Source organism: Bradyrhizobium sp. Kon58 (assembly GCF_055807455.1).
Window position 1 is genome coordinate 147,726 of record NZ_JBVVOT010000006.1, and the last position, 19,927, is coordinate 167,652.

18 protein-coding genes are annotated in these 19,927 nt (G+C 64.0%); 4 read left to right on the forward strand and 14 right to left on the reverse strand.

From position 1 onward, the window contains the following. Positions 1 to 77: 77 nt before the first annotated feature. From AC0L20_RS13620 to AC0L20_RS13660, 9 genes are all read right to left on the reverse strand, one after another. Complete coding sequence (locus AC0L20_RS13620) at positions 78 to 941, reverse strand: sugar phosphate isomerase/epimerase family protein (RefSeq protein WP_473288932.1); 864 nt, start codon at positions 939 to 941, stop codon at positions 78 to 80. Further along, the gene (locus AC0L20_RS13625; protein WP_473288933.1) at positions 941 to 2,131 is read right to left on the reverse strand and encodes a dihydrodipicolinate synthase family protein; all 1,191 of its coding nucleotides are present in this window, start codon (positions 2,129 to 2,131) and stop codon (positions 941 to 943) included. The genes AC0L20_RS13620 and AC0L20_RS13625 overlap by 1 nt, the downstream gene beginning before the upstream one ends. Positions 2,132 to 2,267: 136 nt before the next feature. Beyond that, a complete protein-coding gene (locus AC0L20_RS13630) occupies positions 2,268 to 3,419 on the reverse strand; it encodes a Gfo/Idh/MocA family protein (protein ID WP_018457058.1) in 1,152 nt (383 codons plus the stop codon). Continuing rightward, positions 3,416 to 4,813 (reverse strand): enolase-like domain-containing protein, encoded by a 1,398-nt coding sequence (locus tag AC0L20_RS13635; RefSeq protein ID WP_473288934.1) that lies wholly within the window; start codon positions 4,811 to 4,813, stop codon positions 3,416 to 3,418. The genes AC0L20_RS13630 and AC0L20_RS13635 overlap by 4 nt, the downstream gene beginning before the upstream one ends. 5 nt (positions 4,814 to 4,818) lie before the next feature. Beyond that, positions 4,819 to 5,649, reverse strand: coding sequence for an ABC transporter ATP-binding protein (locus AC0L20_RS13640; protein WP_473289054.1), 831 nt, complete (start codon positions 5,647 to 5,649; stop codon positions 4,819 to 4,821). A 14-nt stretch (positions 5,650 to 5,663) separates the two neighbouring features. After that, on the reverse strand, positions 5,664 to 6,656 hold the full coding sequence (locus AC0L20_RS13645; protein ID WP_473288935.1) for an ABC transporter substrate-binding protein: 993 nt from the start codon (positions 6,654 to 6,656) through the stop codon (positions 5,664 to 5,666). Positions 6,657 to 6,719: 63 nt separating this feature from the next. Continuing rightward, on the reverse strand, positions 6,720 to 7,529 hold the full coding sequence (locus AC0L20_RS13650) for an ABC transporter permease (RefSeq protein ID WP_473279483.1): 810 nt from the start codon (positions 7,527 to 7,529) through the stop codon (positions 6,720 to 6,722). A gap of 291 nt (positions 7,530 to 7,820) precedes the next feature. Further along, positions 7,821 to 8,480, reverse strand: coding sequence for a TetR family transcriptional regulator (locus AC0L20_RS13655; protein ID WP_473289055.1), 660 nt, complete (start codon positions 8,478 to 8,480; stop codon positions 7,821 to 7,823). A gap of 205 nt (positions 8,481 to 8,685) precedes the next feature. Further along, entirely contained in the window at positions 8,686 to 9,534 is an 849-nt protein-coding gene (locus tag AC0L20_RS13660; RefSeq protein WP_473288936.1) for a VOC family protein, read from the reverse strand. Positions 9,535 to 9,744: 210 nt separating this feature from the next. Here AC0L20_RS13660 and AC0L20_RS13665 point away from each other — a divergent pair, with 210 nt between their 5' ends. Together AC0L20_RS13665 and AC0L20_RS13670 are read left to right on the forward strand one after the other, a co-directional pair. Beyond that, positions 9,745 to 10,638 (forward strand): sugar kinase, encoded by an 894-nt coding sequence (locus tag AC0L20_RS13665; protein WP_007593904.1) that lies wholly within the window; start codon positions 9,745 to 9,747, stop codon positions 10,636 to 10,638. 17 nt (positions 10,639 to 10,655) lie between these two features. After that, positions 10,656 to 11,573: a ribokinase gene (locus tag AC0L20_RS13670; protein ID WP_473288937.1), complete on the forward strand. Its 918-nt coding sequence runs from the start codon at positions 10,656 to 10,658 to the stop codon at positions 11,571 to 11,573. Between the two features lie 148 nt (positions 11,574 to 11,721). On the opposite strand, the gene AC0L20_RS13675 is transcribed toward AC0L20_RS13670, so the two are convergent. Continuing rightward, complete coding sequence (locus tag AC0L20_RS13675; RefSeq protein WP_473288938.1) at positions 11,722 to 12,942, reverse strand: NAD(P)/FAD-dependent oxidoreductase; 1,221 nt, start codon at positions 12,940 to 12,942, stop codon at positions 11,722 to 11,724. A 223-nt stretch (positions 12,943 to 13,165) separates the two neighbouring features. On the opposite strand from AC0L20_RS13675, the gene AC0L20_RS13680 reads away from it, so the two are divergent. Continuing rightward, complete coding sequence (locus AC0L20_RS13680) at positions 13,166 to 13,960, forward strand: enoyl-CoA hydratase/isomerase family protein (protein WP_473288939.1); 795 nt, start codon at positions 13,166 to 13,168, stop codon at positions 13,958 to 13,960. A gap of 3 nt (positions 13,961 to 13,963) precedes the next feature. On the opposite strand, the gene AC0L20_RS13685 is transcribed toward AC0L20_RS13680, so the two are convergent. The 4 genes from AC0L20_RS13685 to AC0L20_RS13700 form a co-directional block, all read right to left on the reverse strand. Then, on the reverse strand, positions 13,964 to 15,304 hold the full coding sequence (locus tag AC0L20_RS13685; protein WP_456765350.1) for a TRAP transporter large permease: 1,341 nt from the start codon (positions 15,302 to 15,304) through the stop codon (positions 13,964 to 13,966). After that, complete coding sequence (locus AC0L20_RS13690; protein WP_473288940.1) at positions 15,301 to 15,882, reverse strand: TRAP transporter small permease; 582 nt, start codon at positions 15,880 to 15,882, stop codon at positions 15,301 to 15,303. Before AC0L20_RS13690 ends, AC0L20_RS13685 begins: the two co-directional genes overlap by 4 nt. Before the next feature lie 172 nt (positions 15,883 to 16,054). Beyond that, positions 16,055 to 17,050 carry a TRAP transporter substrate-binding protein gene (locus AC0L20_RS13695; protein WP_473288941.1) on the reverse strand — a complete coding sequence of 332 codons (996 nt, stop codon included), beginning with the start codon at positions 17,048 to 17,050 and terminating at the stop codon, positions 16,055 to 16,057. Between the two features lie 60 nt (positions 17,051 to 17,110). After that, positions 17,111 to 18,829: an IlvD/Edd family dehydratase gene (locus tag AC0L20_RS13700; RefSeq protein ID WP_473288942.1), complete on the reverse strand. Its 1,719-nt coding sequence runs from the start codon at positions 18,827 to 18,829 to the stop codon at positions 17,111 to 17,113. A 176-nt stretch (positions 18,830 to 19,005) separates the two neighbouring features. On the opposite strand from AC0L20_RS13700, the gene AC0L20_RS13705 reads away from it, so the two are divergent. Next, positions 19,006 to 19,710 (forward strand): GntR family transcriptional regulator, encoded by a 705-nt coding sequence (locus tag AC0L20_RS13705; RefSeq protein WP_456765353.1) that lies wholly within the window; start codon positions 19,006 to 19,008, stop codon positions 19,708 to 19,710. Positions 19,711 to 19,927: the final 217 nt, after the last annotated feature.

Sequence of the window (19,927 nt, forward strand, 5' to 3'; positions counted from 1 at the left end):
CATGCCCCGGTGATTGCGCGCAACCGTTTGACATCTCAGGCCATCGGCGCCGCCGCGCGCAACAAATTCTGGAAGGCCTAAACCACCGTCTTGTGCCGCGCGATACAGGTTTGCAGCACCTCGTCCATCGGTTTACTCCACCACTCGTTGGAGAAGATTTCGATCTCCGAATAGCCGGCAAAGCCCTGCGCTTCGACCGCTTCGCGCACCGATTTGATGTCGATCACGCCGTCGCCCATCATGCCGCGGTCGTTGAGAATGTCCCTGGTCGGCACCAGCCAGTCGCAGACATGGAAGGCCAGCAGGCGATCTCGGCCGGCGCGCGCGATCTGCCCCATCAGCTCCGGATCCCACCAGATGTGATAGACGTCGAGTGCGACGCCGAGCATGCCGCTGCGATCGGGGTCGAGCCGGTCGCAGATGTCGAGCGCCTGCTTCGTGGTGTTGACGCAGGCGCGGTCCGCCGCATAGGCCGGATGCAGCGGCTCGATCGCCAGCGGCAGCTTGGCCTGTTTGGCGTAATCGAGCATTTCGGCGAGCGCTTCCTCGACCTGGGTCCGCGCGCCGGCGATGTCCCTCGACGCCTCGCTGCCCGGCCGCGAATATTGCGGCAGGCCGCCGACGACGAGAACGATGCAGGGGGCTCCCAGCGCCTTGGCTTCGTCGACGCAGCGCCGGTTGTCGTCGCGCACCTCGCTCCGGCGCGACGCGTCGGAGGTGAACATGCCGCCACGGCAATAGCCCGACAGGTCGAGACCGGCATCGCGCACCGCGCGCGCGGCACGCTCGAGGCCGACGGCTGCGACCTGGTCGCGCCAGGGATCGATGGCGCGGATGCCGTGCCTGGCACAGGCGTCGACGATTTCGACGAGATCACCCTGCTTGCGGATCGTCGCCGTGTTGAGCGACAGCCAGCGATGGTCGGACGAAAAATCGCGCATCAGGATTCGATTCCGTGCGTTGAGAGCACCGCCTTCATCCGCCGCGTCGCCAGCTCCGGATCGGCGAGCAGCCCGGCCTTGTCGGCCAGCCGGAACAGCTCGGCCAGATGCAGCGTCGAGCGCGTGCTCTCCTGCCCGCCGACCATGGTGAAATGATCCTGGTGGCCGTTGAGATAGGCCATGAACACCACGCCGGTCTTGTAGAACCGCGTCGGCGCCTTGAAGATGTGCCGCGACAGCGGCACGGTCGGTCCCAGCACGTCGTGGAAGCCCGCTTCGTCACCAGCAGCCAACCGCGACAACGCGTAGGACGCCGCCGGCGCGATCGCGTCGAAAATGCCGAGCAGCGCGTGCGAAAAGCCCTGTTCGTCGCCGGCGATCAGCTCCGCATAATTAAAATCGTCGCCGGTGTACATCTTGATGCGCTTGTCGAGACGACGGCGCATGTCGATTTCGCGCTGCTTGTCGAGCAGCGAAACCTTGACACCGTCGACCTTGGCAGCATTGCCGTTGATGATGGCGACCGCAATATCCATCGCCTTGTCGAGATCGCTGGTGCCCCAATATCCCGTCAGCGCCGGATCGAACATGTCGCCGAGCCAATGGATGATCACGGGCTCGCGAACCTGCGACAGCACACGGTCATAGACCTTTGCGTAATCGTCGGCGTTACGGCCAAGCTTCGCCAGCGCGCGCGACGCCATCAAGATGATGCGGCCGCCAACCTTCTCGACCGCCGATACCTGCTCTTCATAGGCGCGGATCACGTCGTCGAGATTTTTGGCGTCCTCGACCGGGAGATGGTCCGTGCCCGCTCCGGAAAACACCAGCGCGTTGCGTCGCTTCGCGGCAGACACCGAGCGCGTGATCAGCTCCAGCGAGGTCGGCCAATCCAGCCCCATCCCGCGCTGCGCGGTGTCCATGGCTTCGGCCACGCCGAGCCCGAGGTCCCAGACGTGCTCGCGGAAGGCGATGGTCTTGTCCCAGTCGACGGCAGCGGAGAGCCACGGGTCGTTGTCGGCGAAGGGATCGACCACGGTATGGACGGCCGAGAACGCGATGCGGTTCAGCGGTCCCTCGAGCTTTGCGGGAAACGTCCGCGAGGCCGCGAGCCGGTAGGTCTCGATCGAGCGATCCGCTTTCGGCAGCTTGAGCGATAGGGACGACATCGACAGGACGGGCTTGTTCATGATTTCAGACCTCTCCCCGTCATTGCGAGGAGCGAAGCGACGAAGCAATCCAGACTCTTGCCGCGGAGGCACTCTGGATTGCTTCGCTTCGCTCGCAATGACGGCTTGGTAAACATCGCGACTTATCCAATTGACTTCAGACCTTGATCGGAGCGACGTCGATCCAGCGCCGCTCCTTCCAGCTCTTCAGCGCGCATTCGGCGAGCTGCACGCCCTTGACGCCTTCGAGCAGCGTGAACTTGTAGGGCGCATCCTCGTAGACATGGCGGATGAACATCTCCCACTGCTCCTTAAAGCCGTTGTCGTAGGTGACGTTGTCAGGCAGCTTCTGCCAGTCGCCGTAGAAATCGTGCAGCCGCTTCTCGTCGGGATTCCACACCGGCCGGGGCGTCGCCTGCCGCGCCTGGATCATGCAGTCGGAAAGGCCGGCGACGGCCGAGCCGAGTGTGCCGTCAACCTGGAAGGTGACGAGATCGTCGCGATAGACGCGCGTCACCCAGGACATATTGATGTGGGCGATGGCGCCGCCCTTGAGCTGGAACGTGGCGTAGGCGGAGTCGTCGGCGGTCGCCTTGTACTTCTTGCCCTGCTCGTCGAAACGCTCGGGGATGTCGGTGTTGCCGATGCAGCTCACGCTCTCGACTTCGCCGAAGAGATTGTCGAGCACGTAGCGCCAGTGGCAAACCATGTCGAGGATGATGCCGCCGCCGTCCTCGTCGCGGTAGTTCCAGGACGGCCGCTGCGCCTCCTGCCAACCGCCTTCGAACACCCAATAGCCGAACTCGCCGCGTACCGAGAGGATACGGCCGAAGAAGCCGGAGTCGCGCAGGAAGGCGATCTTCTTCAGGCCGGGCAGGAACAGCTTGTCCTGCACCGTGCCGTGCTTGATGCCCTTGGAATTGGCGAGCTTGACGACCTCGAGCGCCGCCTCGAAATTGGTCGCGATCGGCTTCTCGCAATAGACGTGCTTGCCGGCATTGATGGCCTGGGTCAGAAGGCCCGGCCGTGCCTGTGTGGTCGCGGCATCGAAGAACATGGTGTCGTTCTTGTCGGCGAGGGCGGCGTCGAGATCCGTGGTCCAGCGCGTGATGTTGTAGCGCTTGGCGAGCCCCTCGACCTTCTCGGCGCTGCGGCCGACCAGGATCGGGTCCGGCATCACGCGGTCGCCGTTCTTCAAGCGGACGCCGCCCTGCTCGCGGATCGCGACGATCGAACGGATCAGATGCTGGTTGAGGCCCATGCGGCCGGTGACGCCGTTCATGATGAGGCCGAGGCGTTGGGTGGTCATGCCGATTGCTCCCAGAGTGATTGTGGCTGTTCGAGCGGACGAAGCGCCGACCAATCCGGATGGACCGACGTCGCAAAGCCCGCAGCATGAAGCGATCCCGTCAGGAGATCGCCGTTGTGAATGGAGAGGCGGATGCCCTGCCCTGCATCCGCATAGAGATCGGGATGCGCGGCCGCGAAGGCATCGGCTTCAGCGGCGGGCGTATCACCGAAGCCATCGACGTAATGGTGGCCGTTACGTTCGGCATGGGTGATGCCTATGAAGGCACCGAGCGCAAGATCCTGCTGCACGGCAAGCCCGGCCTGGCAGGTCAGGTCCTCGCCGGTCACGAAGAACTTCTCGCCGCCCACGCTCCATTTCGCCGCGCGCGTCGCGTTGACGATGGACTTGTAAAGCCCTTTGCAGGATTTCGACGAGATGCCGTGATAGCCGAGCGCCCGGGCCGCGGGAAACGCGTCGTAGGTATCGTCGGCTTCGTCGATGATGAAGCCGCGCGCCGCGAGCGAGCCGAGCGGCGACTGCCTCGTGACATCGCGCGGCATTGGCTGCTCGCTATAGAGCAGCCTGGATGAAATCGATCGCAGCGCAGTGTCATGGTCGAGCCGGCCGATGAGTTCATGCAAGGCCGCGAGATCGGCATATTGCTCGTTGGCATCGAGCGTCACTTTGTAGCCACGGTCCAGCGCATCGAGCTCCTTGCCAATGCGCGCCAGCCGCGCCGCATCGGCGACGGGGTCCCCCGACAGCTTCAGCTTGAAATAACTCGCACCGGAGTTCTCGCGGGCATCCGCAACCCCGCCCTCACCTTCAACGGTATCGTCGAGACCGACGGTATGCCTGATGGCAACACGCGACAGCGGCTTCCGGCCCGATAGGAATGTCGTGAGATCGGTTTCCCTCAGGTCGGGCGAAAGCCGCGCATCGATGCCGGCGATGTTGCCGGCCATGCCGTCGAAAAAATTGGTCTCGGCGGCGCGGAGCAGCGCGTCGAGGATCGCTTTGTCGATTTCCGCGGGGCCATAGGCTGCGGCCAGCGCCGGAATGTTCTTTTTCGCACAGGTCGCGACCTGGGCACCGATGCATGAGGCATGCAGATCGAATGCCGTGAGAAATCCGCTTCGCGCGAGATAAAGCCCCCGCGCGATTTCCAGCGAGCGGCGCAAGCCATCCACCGTCTGCGCCGGCGACAGCTCCGGCCGCTTGTCGAACCATTTCGGCACCAGCAGCTCGGCGGCGGCACCGACCGCGCTTCCCCTGCCCTCGACCTCGATCTCGACCCGCACGAACAGCTGCGGCGTCGCGTTGATGGTAACAGCGCCGAAGCGGAACGGCCGCGCGAAATGCACGGGTCGCTCGAAGAAGGTGATGTCTCGCAGCTTCAGGCGCGGTGCCATGGTCGTCAGTCCAGTGAACCTTGCGAGAAAAAGTGCTTGCGGATGCGCTGCACGAGTTCGGTGAACACAGGATCGGCCATCACGTCGAGCGAACGGGGCCGCGGCAGCGGCACGTCGTAGATCGCGGCGACCGCGCCGGGCCGCTCGGTCATGACCAGCACGCGATCGGCGAGGAACACAGCCTCGGGGATCGAATGCGTGATCAGCAGAACCGTCTTCCTGGTCTCGCGCTGGATCCGCATCAGCTCGACATTCATGCGCTCGCGCGTCAGCGCATCGAGCGCGCCGAACGGCTCGTCCATCAGCATGATCCTGGGATCATGTACCAGCGCGCGGCAGATCGATGCGCGCTGCTGCATGCCGCCGGAGAGCTGCCAGGGCAGCTTCTTCTCGAAGCCTTCCAGCCCGACCAGCTTCAACAGCGCCTTGGCGCGGTCGAGATATGTCTGCCGCGGCAGCCGCTTCATGTCGATCGGCAGCATCACGTTGGACAGGATGTTGCGCCATGGCAGCAGCAGCGCGTTCTGGAACACGATGCCGACATTGCCGTGCGGCGCCGTCACCTTCTCGCCCTCGACCAGGATCTCGCCCGTGGTCGGCGGCAGCAGTCCCGAGATCAGCTTGAGCAGCGTGGACTTGCCGCAGCCTGATGGGCCGACCACGACGAAGAACTCGCCGTCATTGATGTGGAAGTCGAGCGGCCGCAACGACGGCACATCGCCGTCGCGCGTCCGGTAGGTCTTCGACACGCCTGACAGCTTGATGCCCGACGCATCGCCGGCAGCCCGGTCGCTCACCAGTCTCAGATGCGCGGCCGGTTGCAGGGTTTCGTTCATGGTTGTCGCAGGTTTCACGAGCCGCTCTTCGGCAGATAGTCGTTGGTATAGAACGCCTTCGGGTTCTCCTTGGCCTTGGCATCGAGCCCGCCATATTCGACCATCAGGTTCACGGTTTCGGTCATGTTCTGGTCGGTGACCTGGAACGGCCGCTTGCTCTTGGTCTCGGGCGTCCGGTAGAGCGGAATGGTCAGCTCAAATCCTTGCGTCAGCGTGTCGATCTTGCCGCCCTTGGGGTTGGCATCGAGGATCGACTGCGCCGCGGCCTTCGGCTCCTTCTCAGCGGCCTCGACCGCCTTGGTCGTGGCCGACATGAAGCGGCGGACGAGATCGGCATTGGCCTTCACATAATCAGTATTGGCAATGATGCCGGAGGAGACCATGTTGATGCCGTAGTCGGCGAACTTGATCGGATAGACATCCTTGCCGGTGGCGTCCTTGATCTTCATCGACTGGTCCATGACGTAGCCGAGCAAGAGGTCAGCCTGGCCGTTGATGACCGCGTTGAGCTTGGTCTGGCCATCGCCCGCCACCGTCTGGAAGTCGCTTTCCTTGAGGCCGGTCTTCTTCAGGAACAGCGGCCAGATCTGGGTCATGGAATCGGCCGGCGTGATCGCCACCGTCTTGCCCTTGATATCCTCGGGTTTCCTGATGTTCTTGTCGACGAAACCCATCGCCGACATCGGGCTGGTCTGGAGCAGCACGCCAGTCGCAACCACTGGCGCACCCTTGATCGCGGCGCGCATCATGGTGGGCACGTCGACATAGCCGAAATCGGCGGTCTTGGCGGCCACCGCCTGCGTGGTCGCCGCCGAGCCGCGGCCTTCCTGGATCTCGAGGTCGATGCCTTCGGCTGCGTAAATGCCCTTGGCCTTGCCGTAATAGAACGGCGCGTGCTCGCCATAGACATACCAATTGAGCATCAGCACAACCTTGTCGGCTGCTTGCGCCGGCATGGCCGCGAACACCATCAGCGCCGCCGAGACAGCTCCTATCCACCGCTTCATCGTCACTCTCCCTTGTCGTTGTTTGCGTCGGCCGTTGGCGGCCGTTCGTTGCTTTGGTTGTTGTTAAGAGGCGAAAATCACGTCCTCGCGCTGGCTGACATGCCAGGGAATGACCAGCTTCTCGATCCGGTCCACGATCCAGAACAGGATGACGCCGAGCAGCGCGAGGATCACGAGCGCTGCGAACATCGTCGGCAGGTCGAAGGTGCCGATCGAGCGCTGCATCACATAGCCGATGCCGGAATTGGAGCCGACGAACTCGCCGACCACGGCGCCGACCACGGCGAGCGTCACCGATACTTTGAGGCCTGAGAAGATCGCGGGCAGCGCATGCGGCAGGTTCACCGCGCAAAACACCTGGAAGCGGCTGCCCTGCATGGCGCGGGCGAGATCGACCATATCCGGATCGACCGATTTGAAGCCCTGCACGGCGGAGACCACCACCGGAAAGAAGCCGAGCAGGAACGCCGAGATTACTTTCGGAATGATGCCGAAGCCGAACCACACCACGAACAGCGGCGCGATCGCGATCTTCGGCACGGACTGCGAGAACACCAGCAGCGGATAGACGTAGCTCTCCACCGTCTTGGAGCCCGCGATCAGCATCGCGATGGGGATCCCAAACAGCGCCGAGAGCGCGAAGCCGCAGACGGTGGCATAGGTCGTCGGCCAGGACTGGCGCAGCAGTTCCGGCCAATCGGTGCGCAGCACCGCAATGACATCGCCCGGCGACGGAATCTGGTAGGCGGGAATCCTAAACAGCCGGATCGCGAGATCCCAGGCGACGACGATGAACACCAGGAACAAAAACGGCCGGATCCAGGCCGCGTTCAGCATCTTGGACACCGCACTCTGCGGCTTCAGCTCAGCCACGTCTCACTCCCGGTCGTCTTGTTCGTTGAGCGAGAAATTAACCCGTTGGGTAAATACTGTCCAGCGGTTTTCCTGCGACGTTTTGTGCGGGAGTTCCGGAAGGTTTGAGGGACGCGTCTGGATGCCACATCTTCGGTGTCATTCCCCGCGAAGGCGGGGAATCCAGTACGCCGCAGCTTGTCGGCTCAACCACGACCGTCTCGGAGTACTGGATCGTCCGGTCAAGCCGGACGATGACGGCTGAGGTCGGAGAAACGCCGATAACCCATCGAGCTGTAGCGAGTTACACCGCTAAACCGTCTGCGCCACCGCGGCGCGCGACTTCGGCGCCTTGGTCATGGCTACCAGCGCGGCCGACTGTCCCGTCAGCGCTGCCAGCACGAGGCCGACCATGTGATCCAGCCGCTCGTCCTTGGCGTCGTTGGCCAGCAAATCGCGACCGAAGATCACGCTGAGCGTCGCCGAGTTCGACAGATAGAAGAAGCACAGTCCCGCGATCGAGATGTAGAGCTGGACAGGGTCGACGGCGACCTTGAAGTCGCCGCCGGAGACACCGCGCCGCACCACGGTGCCGATCATCTCGACGAAGGGCGAGTGCATCGACTTGACCTTGGTCGATTTCTTGAGATGCTTTGCGCGCGCGAGATTCTCGGTCTGGAGCAGCGACAGGAATTCGGGATTGCGCAGGAAATAATTCCAGGTGAACTCGATCAGGCGCCTGATGGCCTCGGGCGGATCGAGATGTTCGAGATCGAGCCCGCGCTCCTCGCTGCGGATCTTGTCATAGGCGCCTTCGAGCACCGCGAGATAGAGCTCGTCCTTGTTGCCGACGTGATAATAGAGCATCCGCTTGTTGGCGCCGGCGTTGGCCGCGATGCGGTCGACGCGCGCACCGGCGAGCCCGTGCGCCGAGAATTCCTGCTTGGCGGCTTCGAGAATGCGCAACCGCATCCCCTCGGGATCGCGCTGCCATTTCAGAGTTCGCTTTGCCGCTGCTTTCGCCAAACCGGTTGCTCGCTGGGTGGTCTCAGGACGGATGTAACACGCGCTCGCCGTCATTGCGAGGAGCCCTTGCGACGAAGCAATCCAGACTGCTACCGTGGAGGGATTCTGGATTGCTTCGCTGCGCTCGCAATGACGGAGGGAGAGACTTAACCTAATCCACCGGCTTCGGCGAGCGCTCCAGCAGGACCGTCTGGATGCCGCAGGTGCCGGTCCGCACCGTCATCACCCGCGTGCCCGGCTTGCGGCCGTTGCGCACTTCGGTGACGTCGAGTCCGCCAGCGATCAGGCGGGCGCGCGTGGCATCGATGTCGGTCACCCGCCAGCTCAGGCCCCAGAGGCGGTCATGCAGGGAATCGCCGCCCGCGACGGGGCGGCGCACCAGCTCGACGACGAGATCGCCGCAGCGGAAGAACATCAGCTGGCCCCAATCCTGGTGCGAGCGGTCGAGCGCCAGATCGAGCCCGAGCCGCGCGCCATAGAGCGCGGCGGCGCGATCGGAATCCTCGGTGGTGATCACGACGTGGTCGAGCGCATCGATCGGCCCGATATCAGTGGTCTTCGAAAGCGGGCGCTCATCAGCCAGTTCGAGGAAGAACATGCGCACGCCGCGCGTGAGCTCCGTGGCGGCGCGCGTCCGCTTCCAGTGCAGGACCGCGCCGCTCTCCGCGTCGCTGCTTTCGACCTCGGCAACCGGATCCGGCATGAGCGCCACCCGCTCCAGCCGTCGGTGCGTTTTGCTCATGTCCGCGACACGAAAGCACAGGCTGGCGAGCACGCCTTCCTGGTCGCCGAGCAACGCGCGCATGCGATCGGCGGTCACGCTGAAGCCGTTCGGCGCCATCAATTCGATCGTCATGTTGGCAAGAGTGAACAGCACCCGGTCGGCGCCCTCGCCCGAGTTCTGCCAGGCCGGCGCGCGCCCGAGCAGCGTCTGATAGGCCGCCCTGGCCGCACCGATATCCCTGACCAGTGCGACGACGTGATCGAGGCCGGTGATCATGTTTCCCCCTGTTGACTGGCCCGGAACCATGGACCGAGAGACGGCGTTTGTCCGGGCTTGGCATTGCCCGGTGATGGTCGTATTCCGGCCGCATGCCGACCTCAAGCACTCCGAGCGGCGGTTTTGCGAATAATTTCAGCGGTCCCGCGGCGGAACCGGTGTTACAGTAAGCACGCCGGCCGGGACCACAAAGCGCATCACGGACAAGCAATGCAGGCTCTCTTCATCGGACAGACCTATATCGACGTCGTCTTCATTACCGACCACATGCCGACCGGCGACGAGAAGCACGTGGCTTCCGACTACGCGGTTTCCTTTGGCGGCAATGCGGTGACCGCCGCGTTCTGCTGCGCCAAGCTCGGCATCGTGCCCGATCTCATCGCCACCGCGGCCAATGACTGGCTCGGCCGCATGTTCATGGACATGTGCGCGAAATATGCGATCTCGCTGCATGGGCGGAAGGTCAACCAGTCCTCGCTGTCCTTCATCATGCCAAAGGACGGCAAGCGCGCCATCGTCCGCTGCCGCGACGACGACCACATCCATCCGTTCCCGATGCTCAATCTCGGCGGCTGCCGCGCGCTGCATGTCGACGGCCATCAACCCGATGCCGCGATCCACTACGCAAAGGTCTGCCGCGAGGCCGGCATCCTGACCTCGCTCGACGGTGGCGGCCTTCGCACCAACACGCATGAGCTATTGGAATTCATCGACGTCGCCATCGTTGCCGAGCGCCTGTGCGAGCAGATGGATCTGACGCCGGAGAAGATGCTGGATTACCTCAAGAGCCGCGGCTGCAAGATCGGCGGCATCACCATGGGCGAAAAGGGGCTGCTCTGGTACGACGAGACCGGAACGGTGCAGGTGATGCCGGCGATGCCGATCCCACGCGAGCGCGTGATCGACACCAACGGCGCCGGCGACGTCTTCCACGGCGCCTATGTCTATTCCTATCTCGCCCATCCCGGCAAAAGCTGGCGCGAGCATTTTGATTTTGCCCGGGCAGCCTCGACCTTCAAGATCCAACGCCTTGGCAACGAAGCCGGCCTGCCGACGCTTGTCGACATCGCCAAGGTCAGGCACGAGTTCGAGGTCAGGGTCTAGCGTTCGCAGGGGTTACGATGGGGCGCGTCTTCGTCGCCGGCAGCATCAACATGGATGTCGTGGCGACGGCCGATCGCCATCCCCGGGTCGGCGAGACCGTCGCCGGCAAGCAGGTGCTGTATTTTCCGGGTGGCAAGGGCGCCAACCAGGCGGTCGCGGCGTCGCGGCTTGGCGCGCGGACCACGTTGATCGGCCGGGTGGGCAAGGATTCATTCGGCGCTGAGCTGAGGACGTTCCTCGGCGCACAAGGCATCGATCTCGGCGCGATCCGCGAGACCGCCGAGGTGCACACCGGCACGGCCATCATCACGGTGGCGGAGGCCGACAACACCATCGTCGTCATTCCCGGCTGCAATGCGCTGGTCGGCGTCGATGACGTCGCGGCCGTCCCGCTGACGAAGGGCGATGTGGCAGTCAGCCAATTCGAGATCCCGCTGCCGACGATCGCCGCGTTCTTCCGGCGGGCTCGCGAGGCCGGCGCTACGACGCTGCTCAATCCGGCGCCGGCGCAAACCATGTCGGGCGAATTGCTCGCGCTGGTCGACATCCTCGTGCTGAACGAGACCGAGCTCGGCCTCCTCGCCGGCGTCGAGTTGTCCGACAGGGACGAGGCTGGGCGGATCCTCAACGTCGCGCGAAAACTTCAGGCTCGCGAGGACCAGACCATCTGTGTGACCCTCGGCAAGCGCGGCGTGCTGGCGCTCGCGGGACGTGAGGAGATTTCGGTGCAAGGCCGCGTGGTGAAGGCGCTCGACACCACGGGCGCAGGCGATTGTTTTGTGGGAGCGCTCGCGGCGCAACTTGCCGACGGCGTCGACTTGCGCGCGGCACTCGCCTTCGCCAATGCCGCCGCCTCGATCTCCGTGCAGCGCATGGGCGCGGGACCGTCGATGCCGACGGCCGCGGAAGTCGCCGCGGTCATAGACGCAGGCTGATATCTTTCTTACCTCGCCCCGCTTGCGGGGAGAGGTCGGATTGCGAAGCAATCCGGGTGAGGGGGTACGGGTTTCACGCTCATCTCATCTACGGAGAGAGCCCCTCACCCCAACCCTCTCCCCGTAAGAACGGGGAGAGGGAGAGAGCTCACGCCAGCGCGCCCTTCAGGTCAAAACTTTCGTCGGCGGCCTGCTCCGGCGTGATCGAGCGATCCAGGCCGAACAGGCGGCGGCCGAACATGTGGTCGCCGGCACGGTTGATCGATTCGATGCCGAGCAGATTGTCGCCCTTGTAGCAGAACGCCGAGAACGCCTTCCTGGCGGGATCACCGCGTAGCACGACGCGGTCGTAGCCGGTGGTGAGGCCTGCGATCTGGAGCTTGTCCTCGCCCTGGTCGCTCCAGAACCAGGGATGGCTGTCATAGGCCTTGCGGTCGCCGGTCAGCCGCGCCGCGAGGCAGCGCGCGTGATCAGTGGCATTCTGCACCGATTCCAGCCGCTGCGATCCGCCGAAGCGCGGGCTTTTGAACAGCGCGCAATCGCCGATCGCCGAGATATCGGGATCAGCGGTCGAGAGATATTCGTCGACGATGATACCGGCCGCGACCGGCAGCCCCGCCTCCGCCGCGAGCTCGATATTCGGCAGCACGCCGACGCCGACCACGACGAGGTCGGCCGGCAGGTGCCTTCCGTCGCTCAAGGAGACGCCGGTGACCTTGCCGTCCTCCGCCTCGATGGACGTTGCCTGCACGCCGAGGTGAATGCGGATGCCGGCCTCGCGATGCCGCGCTTGAAAATACTCCGAGACCTCCGCCGTCACCGCGCGCGCCATCACGCGCGGGGCGAGTTCGAGCACGTCGACCTCGAGGCCCTTGATGCGCGCGGTGGACGCGAATTCGAGGCCAATGAAGCCGGCCCCGATCACCACCACCCGCGTCTTCGACGGGATGATGTTTCGCAGCGCGTCGCTCTCGTCGAGGATGCGCAAATATTTCACGTCGGGAAGGTTCGCGTTGGGCAGATCGAGCAGCCGGTTGCGCGCGCCGGTCGCCAGCACGAGGTGGCCATAGGGCAGCGTCCTGCCCGAGGCGAGCAGCACCTTACGCCCCGCGCGGTCGATCGACACCGCGCGGCCCGCGACGAGCTCGATGGTCTGGTCCTGGTAGAATTTCTCCGGCCGGAACATCAGGCTCTCCGGCCCGGCCGCGCCCTTGATATAGGCCTTGGACAGCGGCGGCCGCTGATAGGGCAGATGCGCCTCGTCATTGACCAGGCAGATGGGCGCGGAAAATCCCGCCTGGCGCAGCGATGCCGCGACCTGGTAGCCGCCATGGCCGGCACCGATAATGACCACCGGGCCATCCGTCATTGGACAGCCCATTTCCGCAAGACACGAGCGTCACCCATGTCGTCTCCTCTCTCTGATTTTGGCTTGCTAGCCTAGGAGGAGCCGGCGCTCGTGTCCGTCCCTAAACGAAGGCCTGCCCATTTGAGCCTATCGTTCCGGCTTGCGCAAGAGCACCAGGCGGGGATTGTCACCCCTCGCCTTCTGCGATTTAGTTCGAGCTTCGACCTCATGCCGGGGATTTCCGATGACCGCTCCCGTCTCACGACCCGACGATCCCGCCTTGCTGCGAATCGATGGCCCAATCGCGACCATCACGCTCAACCGGCCCGCCGCGTTCAATTCGATCAACCTGGCGATTGCACAAAAGCTCGAACAGCTCGCGGCCTACATTGAGGGCGCCGACGATATCAGGGTCGTGGTCCTCGAAGGCGAAGGCCGCGCCTTCTCGGCCGGCGGCGATCTGCAGACGATCGGCGCCGCGGCTGAAGCGGGCACGGTGACGCCGGTCGTCGGCGAGCTGTTGAAGCACTATCATGCCTTCATCGAGATCATCCGGCGCATGCCGAAGATCTCGCTGTCCAGCGTGCACGGCTCGGCGGCCGGCGCCGGCATGGGCCTCGCCTTCGTCACCGACCTCTGCATTGCCGCGGAGGATGCCAAGTTCACGCCTGCCTACGCCAAGATCGGCGTTTCGCCGGATGGCGGCTCCACGGTCGGCATCGTCAACACGGTCGGCCCGCGCCGCGCGCTGCAGATTTTCCTCGCCGAGGATAGTTTTACTGCGCAGCAGGCCCATGAATGGGGCCTGGTTGCGAAGCTCGTTCCCGCCGCCGAGCTGAAGGCGGCAACGCGTACCCTCGCCGAGCGACTGGCGCAGAACCCGCCGGCCGCGATTGCCGGCACCAAATCGCTGGTCTACCAGGCCGCCATGACGCCGGTGAAGCAGCAGCTCGACGCCGAGGAGCACAAGATCATCATGGCGATGAACACGGAGGAGTTCCGCGCCGCCGTGAAGAAATTCACCAGCAAGAGCAAGTAGCTCTCACTGCGGACAGATGTATCCCGTCCCCGCGGGGGACTTGAAGCAGCCGACCGACTCGGGGAGCACCTGCCGCGGCAGCCACAGCACCACGCTCGGGAAGTAGATCGCGAACGCGATCGTCCCGAGGAACACCAGATAGATCGGCAACGCGGCGCGTAGTGCCTTTGCGAAACTGACGCCGACGAATTTCGAGGCCATCAGCAGCACCAGGCCGTAAGGCGGCGTGATCAGGCCGAAGGCGAGCGTGGCGATCAGCACCACGCCCATATGCACGGCGTTGATGTCGCCGGCTTCCGTCAGCGTGTTGACCAACGGCATGAAGATGATGATGGTCGGTACCGGTTCGATGAAATCGCCGACGATCGTGAACAGCAGTACCATCAGCAGCATGATCAGATGCGGATCGTTGCCGGCGAGCGAAGTAATGACTTCGGCGATGTAGCTTGCACCGCGCAGATACGCGAGCATCCAGCCGAACGCATTGGCGGCGCCGATCGTGATCAGCGGCAGCGAGAAGATCAGGCCCGCAAGGCAGAAATCGTAGGGAATCTTCCTGATATGTCCGCGGTTGAGCGCGGGGATCACGACCACGACAATCCAGACCACGGCAACGACGCCGGCTTCCGTCGGCGTGAACCAGCCGGTCAGGATGCCCCCCAACAGGATCACGGGGATCATCAGCGGCAGCGCCGCATCGCCGGCCGCGAACACCACCTGCCGCAGCGGCGCGCGCGGCTTGCGCAGCCCGGACGGACCGAAGAAATAGCAGTAGATCATCAAGCCGAAGCCGATCATCAGGCCCGGCACGACGCCTGCCATGAACAGGCCGGCGATCGAGACGTTGCCGACCGCGCCATAGACCACCGCGGTGATGCTCGGCGGCACCAGCGCCGCAATCGTCGAGGCGGATGCGATGATCGCGGCGATGAAGGCGGGCTCGTAGCCCTCACGCTTCATCGGGCCGCCCAGCGCGCGGCTCATCACAGCGACGTCGGCGGTGGTCGAGCCCGACATTTCCGAGAAGAACATGCTGAAGACGACCACGACCTGCGACAGGCCGCCTCTGATGTGGCCAACCAGGGATACCGAGAGGTTGGCTATTCGAACCACCACATTGGCCGAACTCATGAGCTCGCCGACCAGCAGAAAGAACGGGATCGCCAGCAGCGCCTCGGAATCGACGCCGTCGAAGACTTTCTGGATGATCGCGGCGAGCGAGACGTCCGATAGGAGCGCGCCGATGAAGACGCCGGCCATCAGCGAGAACGGCACGGGCACGCCGAGATAGCCGAAGGACAGGAAGCAGACCGTCATCAACGCCAGAACAATGGGTGCGCTCAAGGCTGCGTCCTCATCTGTGCGTCGGTAATGACAGGCGTCCCGTCGTCCTCCTCGGGCGGCTCGGGGTGGTCAAAGCCGTTGCGCAGACCGTTGACGAGCTGCTCGATGGTGAACAGGCCGATCAGCACGCCCGACAGCGGAATGATCGCGTAGAGCGAGGCGATCGGCGTACCCGACGGCAGGCGGAAACTGCCGAAGCCGCGGAGATAGTTCTGATAGCCGTACCAGATCAGGCAGAAGGCGACGCCGAGCACCACAAGGCGGATGATCACTTCCACGATCAGCCGTGAGGTGCCGTGCAACGCCTCTGAGATCGCGGTGAGATAAAGGTGGTCATTGCGCCGGGTCGCGGCCGCGGTCCCGACGAAGATCGCGTAGATGAACAGCGTCGAGGTCACTTCCTGGAGCCATAGCCAGGGATGGCCGATGGTGCGGGTGACGATGTCGGCGGTCACCGACAGCGAGAAGCCGAAGCAGAGCACGCCGCAGAGAATCATCAGCGCGAGCTCGAGCCAGTCGAGCCCGCGCCATTTGAGGTGGCGCTGTCGTTGCACCAGCAGTTTGTCGGCGATGGCCATTAATGTCGTCCCTGCCTAGTGCGCTACTGCGCACGGGGGCCGGGACCCATAGCCCCAGCTGCATGTGGCCAAAGCAAGCTGGTGGCTACCCTGCCCCAAGCTCCGCCGCGGCGTATCGGTCCCGGCCTTCGCCGGAACGACTCGTGGAGGCACGGACATTTCCGCGGGCGGCCTAGTTGATCGACCGGATCAAATCCTTGATCTTTTCGGCGTGCGGGCCGAGCTCCTTGGCGAGCTTGTCGAGATAGGGATCGGCGACCGCCGTGAAGGTCTTCTTGTCGACGTTGTCGACGATCTTCACGCCCATCTTCTTCAGCTTCTCTGCCGCGGTGCGTTCGAGGTCGAAGGCCTTCTGCGGCTCCTTGGAGCTGACCTCGTTCCCCGCCGCCTGCACCCAGCCCTTCTGCTCGGCCGACAGGCTCTGCCAGAGCTTGTCGGAGATGAACACCAGCGCGTTGTTGGCCTCGTGCTCGGTGATGTTCAGGACCGGGGCGACCTCGTAGTGCTTGTTGACGAGGTAGACATTGATGCTGTTCTCGGCGACGTCGACGACGCCGGTCTGCAGGCTCGTGTAGACGCTGCCGAACGGCATGTGCACGGTCTGGGCGCCGTAGGCCGGGAACATGGTGTCCTCGGTCGCGGTCGCCTGCACCCGGATCTTCAGGCCCTTGATGTCGCCGACATTATGGATCTCCTTCTTGGAGTACATGTGGCGCACGCCCTGCGAGCCGGTCGCGATCACATGGAGGCCCTGCGTGGTCTCGTCGATCATGGTCTTGAGGGCTTCGAACACTTTTGGATCGGCCAGCCCCTTGACCACGTGGTTCTCATCCCGGAACAGGAAGTGCAACGACATCACGCCCGCTTGCGGCGAGATCGTCGCGGTGTTTGCCGAGGAGATGATCGCAAATTCGACGTCGCCCGCTTTCACGAGCTGGAGCACCTGCGGCTCCTGCCCGAGCTGCGCGCCCGGATATTGATCGATGATCATGGTGCCTTTGCTCAATTCCTTGAGCTTTTCGGCAAAGAGGTCGCCCGCGATAGAGTAGCCGGTATTGCGCGGCTGATCGTAGGCAAAGCGATAATGCTTCACCTCCTGTGCCGATGCGCCCGTGACGAAGAGAACAGCGGCCGTTGCCGCCAGTACAAGCTTGGATCGTGCAATCATCGTTTCCCCCTGTTTTACGCCCGCCGCTTGTGCGGTCTGAGCGTTCGTTCGGGTGGTTGGTCACCCCTTATCCGTCTTCTTCCCAGTCCTCTGCATAAAATCGAAGTCACAGCCCTCGTCGGCCTGCATGATGGTCTCGTTGAACAGCCAGGCATAGCCGCGCCGCGCCTCGTCGGGAGCGGCTGCCGGCTTCAATAAGGCATGGCGCCGTTCCAGCTCGGCCGCATCGACCAGCAGCTCGATGCTGCGCTTGGCGACGTCGAGCCGGATCATGTCGCCGTTCTTCACCAGCGCCAGCGGCCCGCCGACAGCGGATTCCGGCGTGATGTGCAGCACGATGGTGCCGAACGCGGTGCCGCTCATGCGCGCATCCGAGATGCGCACCATGTCCTTGGTACCGCCACGCGCGAGCTTCTTCGGGATCGGCAGATAGCCCGCCTCGGGCATGCCGGGCGCGCCCTTCGGACCGGCATTGCGCAGCACCAGCACGTCATCGGCGGTGACGTCGAGATCGGGATCGTCAACCCGGAGCGTCATGTCCTCGACGGATTCGAACACCACCGCACGGCCCGTATGCTGCAACAGCTTTGGGCTTGCAGCCGACTGCTTGATCACCGCGCCGCGCGGGGCGAGATTACCGTGCAGGACGGCGAGGCCGCCTTCCTTCTTGATCGGATTGTCGCGCGGACGGATCGCGTCCTGGCCGGGCACGTCTTCAGCGTTGGCCGCGATATCGCGCAGCGTCTGCCCTGTGATGGTCGTCGCATCGAGATCGACGAGATCGCCGAGCTGCGCCAGCAGCTTCGGCACACCACCGGCATGATGGAAGTGCTCCATGTAATGCTCGCCGGACGGTTTGAGATCGATCAGCACCGGCACCTCGCGGCCGATCTGGTCGAACACCCCAAGGTCGAGCCGGTGCGGCGAGCGATGCGCCATCGCGGTCAAATGGATCAGGCCGTTGGTCGAGCCGCCGATCGCCTGGAGCACGACCTGGGCGTTCTTGAAAGATGCAGGCGTCAGCAATTCGCTCGGCTTCGGACCCTTGGTCTTGGCCATCTCGGCGGCCACCCTGCCGCTCGCTTCGGCAAGCCGAAAGCGCTCCGCATGCGGCGCGGGAATGGTCGCGCTCATCGGCAGCGACAGACCCATGGCTTCGATCATGCAGGCCATGGTCGAGGCGGTGCCCATCACCATGCAGGTACCCACCGACGGCGCGAGCCGGCCGTTGACCGCCTCGATCTCGACATCGTCCATTTCGCCGGCGCGATACTTGCCCCAGAGACGGCGGCAATCGGTGCAGGCGCCCAGCACCTCGCCCTTGTGATGACCAACCACCATGGGGCCAACGGGAATGACCACCGTCGGCAGGTCGGCGCTGATTGCGGCCATCACCTGCGCCGGCAGTGTCTTGTCGCAGCCGCCGATGACGATCACCGAATCCATCGGCTGGGCCCGGATCATCTCCTCGGTGTCCATCGCCATCAGATTGCGCAGATACATCGAGGTCGGATGCGCAAAGCTCTCCGCGATCGAGATGGTCGGGAACACGAACGGCATCGCGCCCGACAGCATCACGCCGCGCTTGGCGGCCTCGATGATCTGCGGGACGTTGCCGTGACAGGGATTGTAGTCGCTATAGGTGTTGGTGATGCCGACGATCGGACGCTCGAGCGCGTCGTCGGAATAGCCCATGGCCTTGATGAACGCCTTGCGCAGGAACAGCGAGAAGCCGGCATCGCCATAGCTCGTCAGCCCTTTGCGCAACCCACTCGTCATCATGCCACTCCCATCACCGGGTCATTGTCGTACAGCCTACCCCCTGATTGTCAATAAGGCTGACGCCAAACCTGCCATTTTCTGGATCTCCGTCCTGGAAAACGACCAGATTATTGACAATCCGAGCCTTCCCTGCTCCACAGGACGGACCGGCCAGGCGCCGGGGGGCCAAGGGCATGTCCGACACTCACACCGCAGACAGCATGACGGTCCGGCGCGACGATCCGGACGACATCGTCGCGCGGCTCGAGGAGGACATCATCTTCGGCCGCCTCGCGCCAGGCGCGCGCCTCACGGAAGACGCGCTGATGTCGGCTTACGGCACCTCGCGCCACTTCGTGCGCCAGGCGCTGGTGGATGCCGAGCGCCGCGGCATCGTCCGCCGTGAAAAGAATGTCGGCGCCACCGTGCGGTTCTACTCGGCCGAAGAGGTCCGGCAGATCTACGAGGTCCGGGAGATGCTGACCCGGCAGGCGGCGCTGATGATCCCCCTGCCCGCTCCGCAAGGCCTGATCGACGAGCTCTCCGCATTGCAGCGGCAATATTGCGCGAGAGCGGATTTGCAGGACCTGCGCGGCATCCACGAGGCCAACGACGCCTTCCACCTCGCGCTGTTCTCAGCGTGCGGCAATCCCTATCTGGTGCGCTCGCTGCAGGACTACATGAACCTGACCCTGCCGATGCGCGCCAAGAACCTCGCCGACAGCGACGGGCTGGCACAATCGCGCCGCCAGCACGAGTTGATGATCGAGCTGTTGAAGGGCCGTGACAGTTGGGCACTGGCCCAGCTCTGTGTGGATCACATGCAGTTCAGCAAGAAGGATTATCTGGCGCGGATTGCGGGTGGCGAGGTCGAACGTCGGGACGTGCCGAACAAGTGAAAGACGTCCACTTACAGCGCTGAGATTCGTTCGGACAAAGCCGCGATTTCTGCTTGCGCCTCGCGTTCCGAACCCGATCTTGCACCTTTGGCCGAGACGGTTTCAACTGTATGTTGGTAACAAACAGCTGGCGCACTGGTTGAGTTGCTCATGCCCATGATCGACCGTACGGCGGCGCAGAGCTGCGAGAATATTGATGGTTGACCTGCCTAGCGCG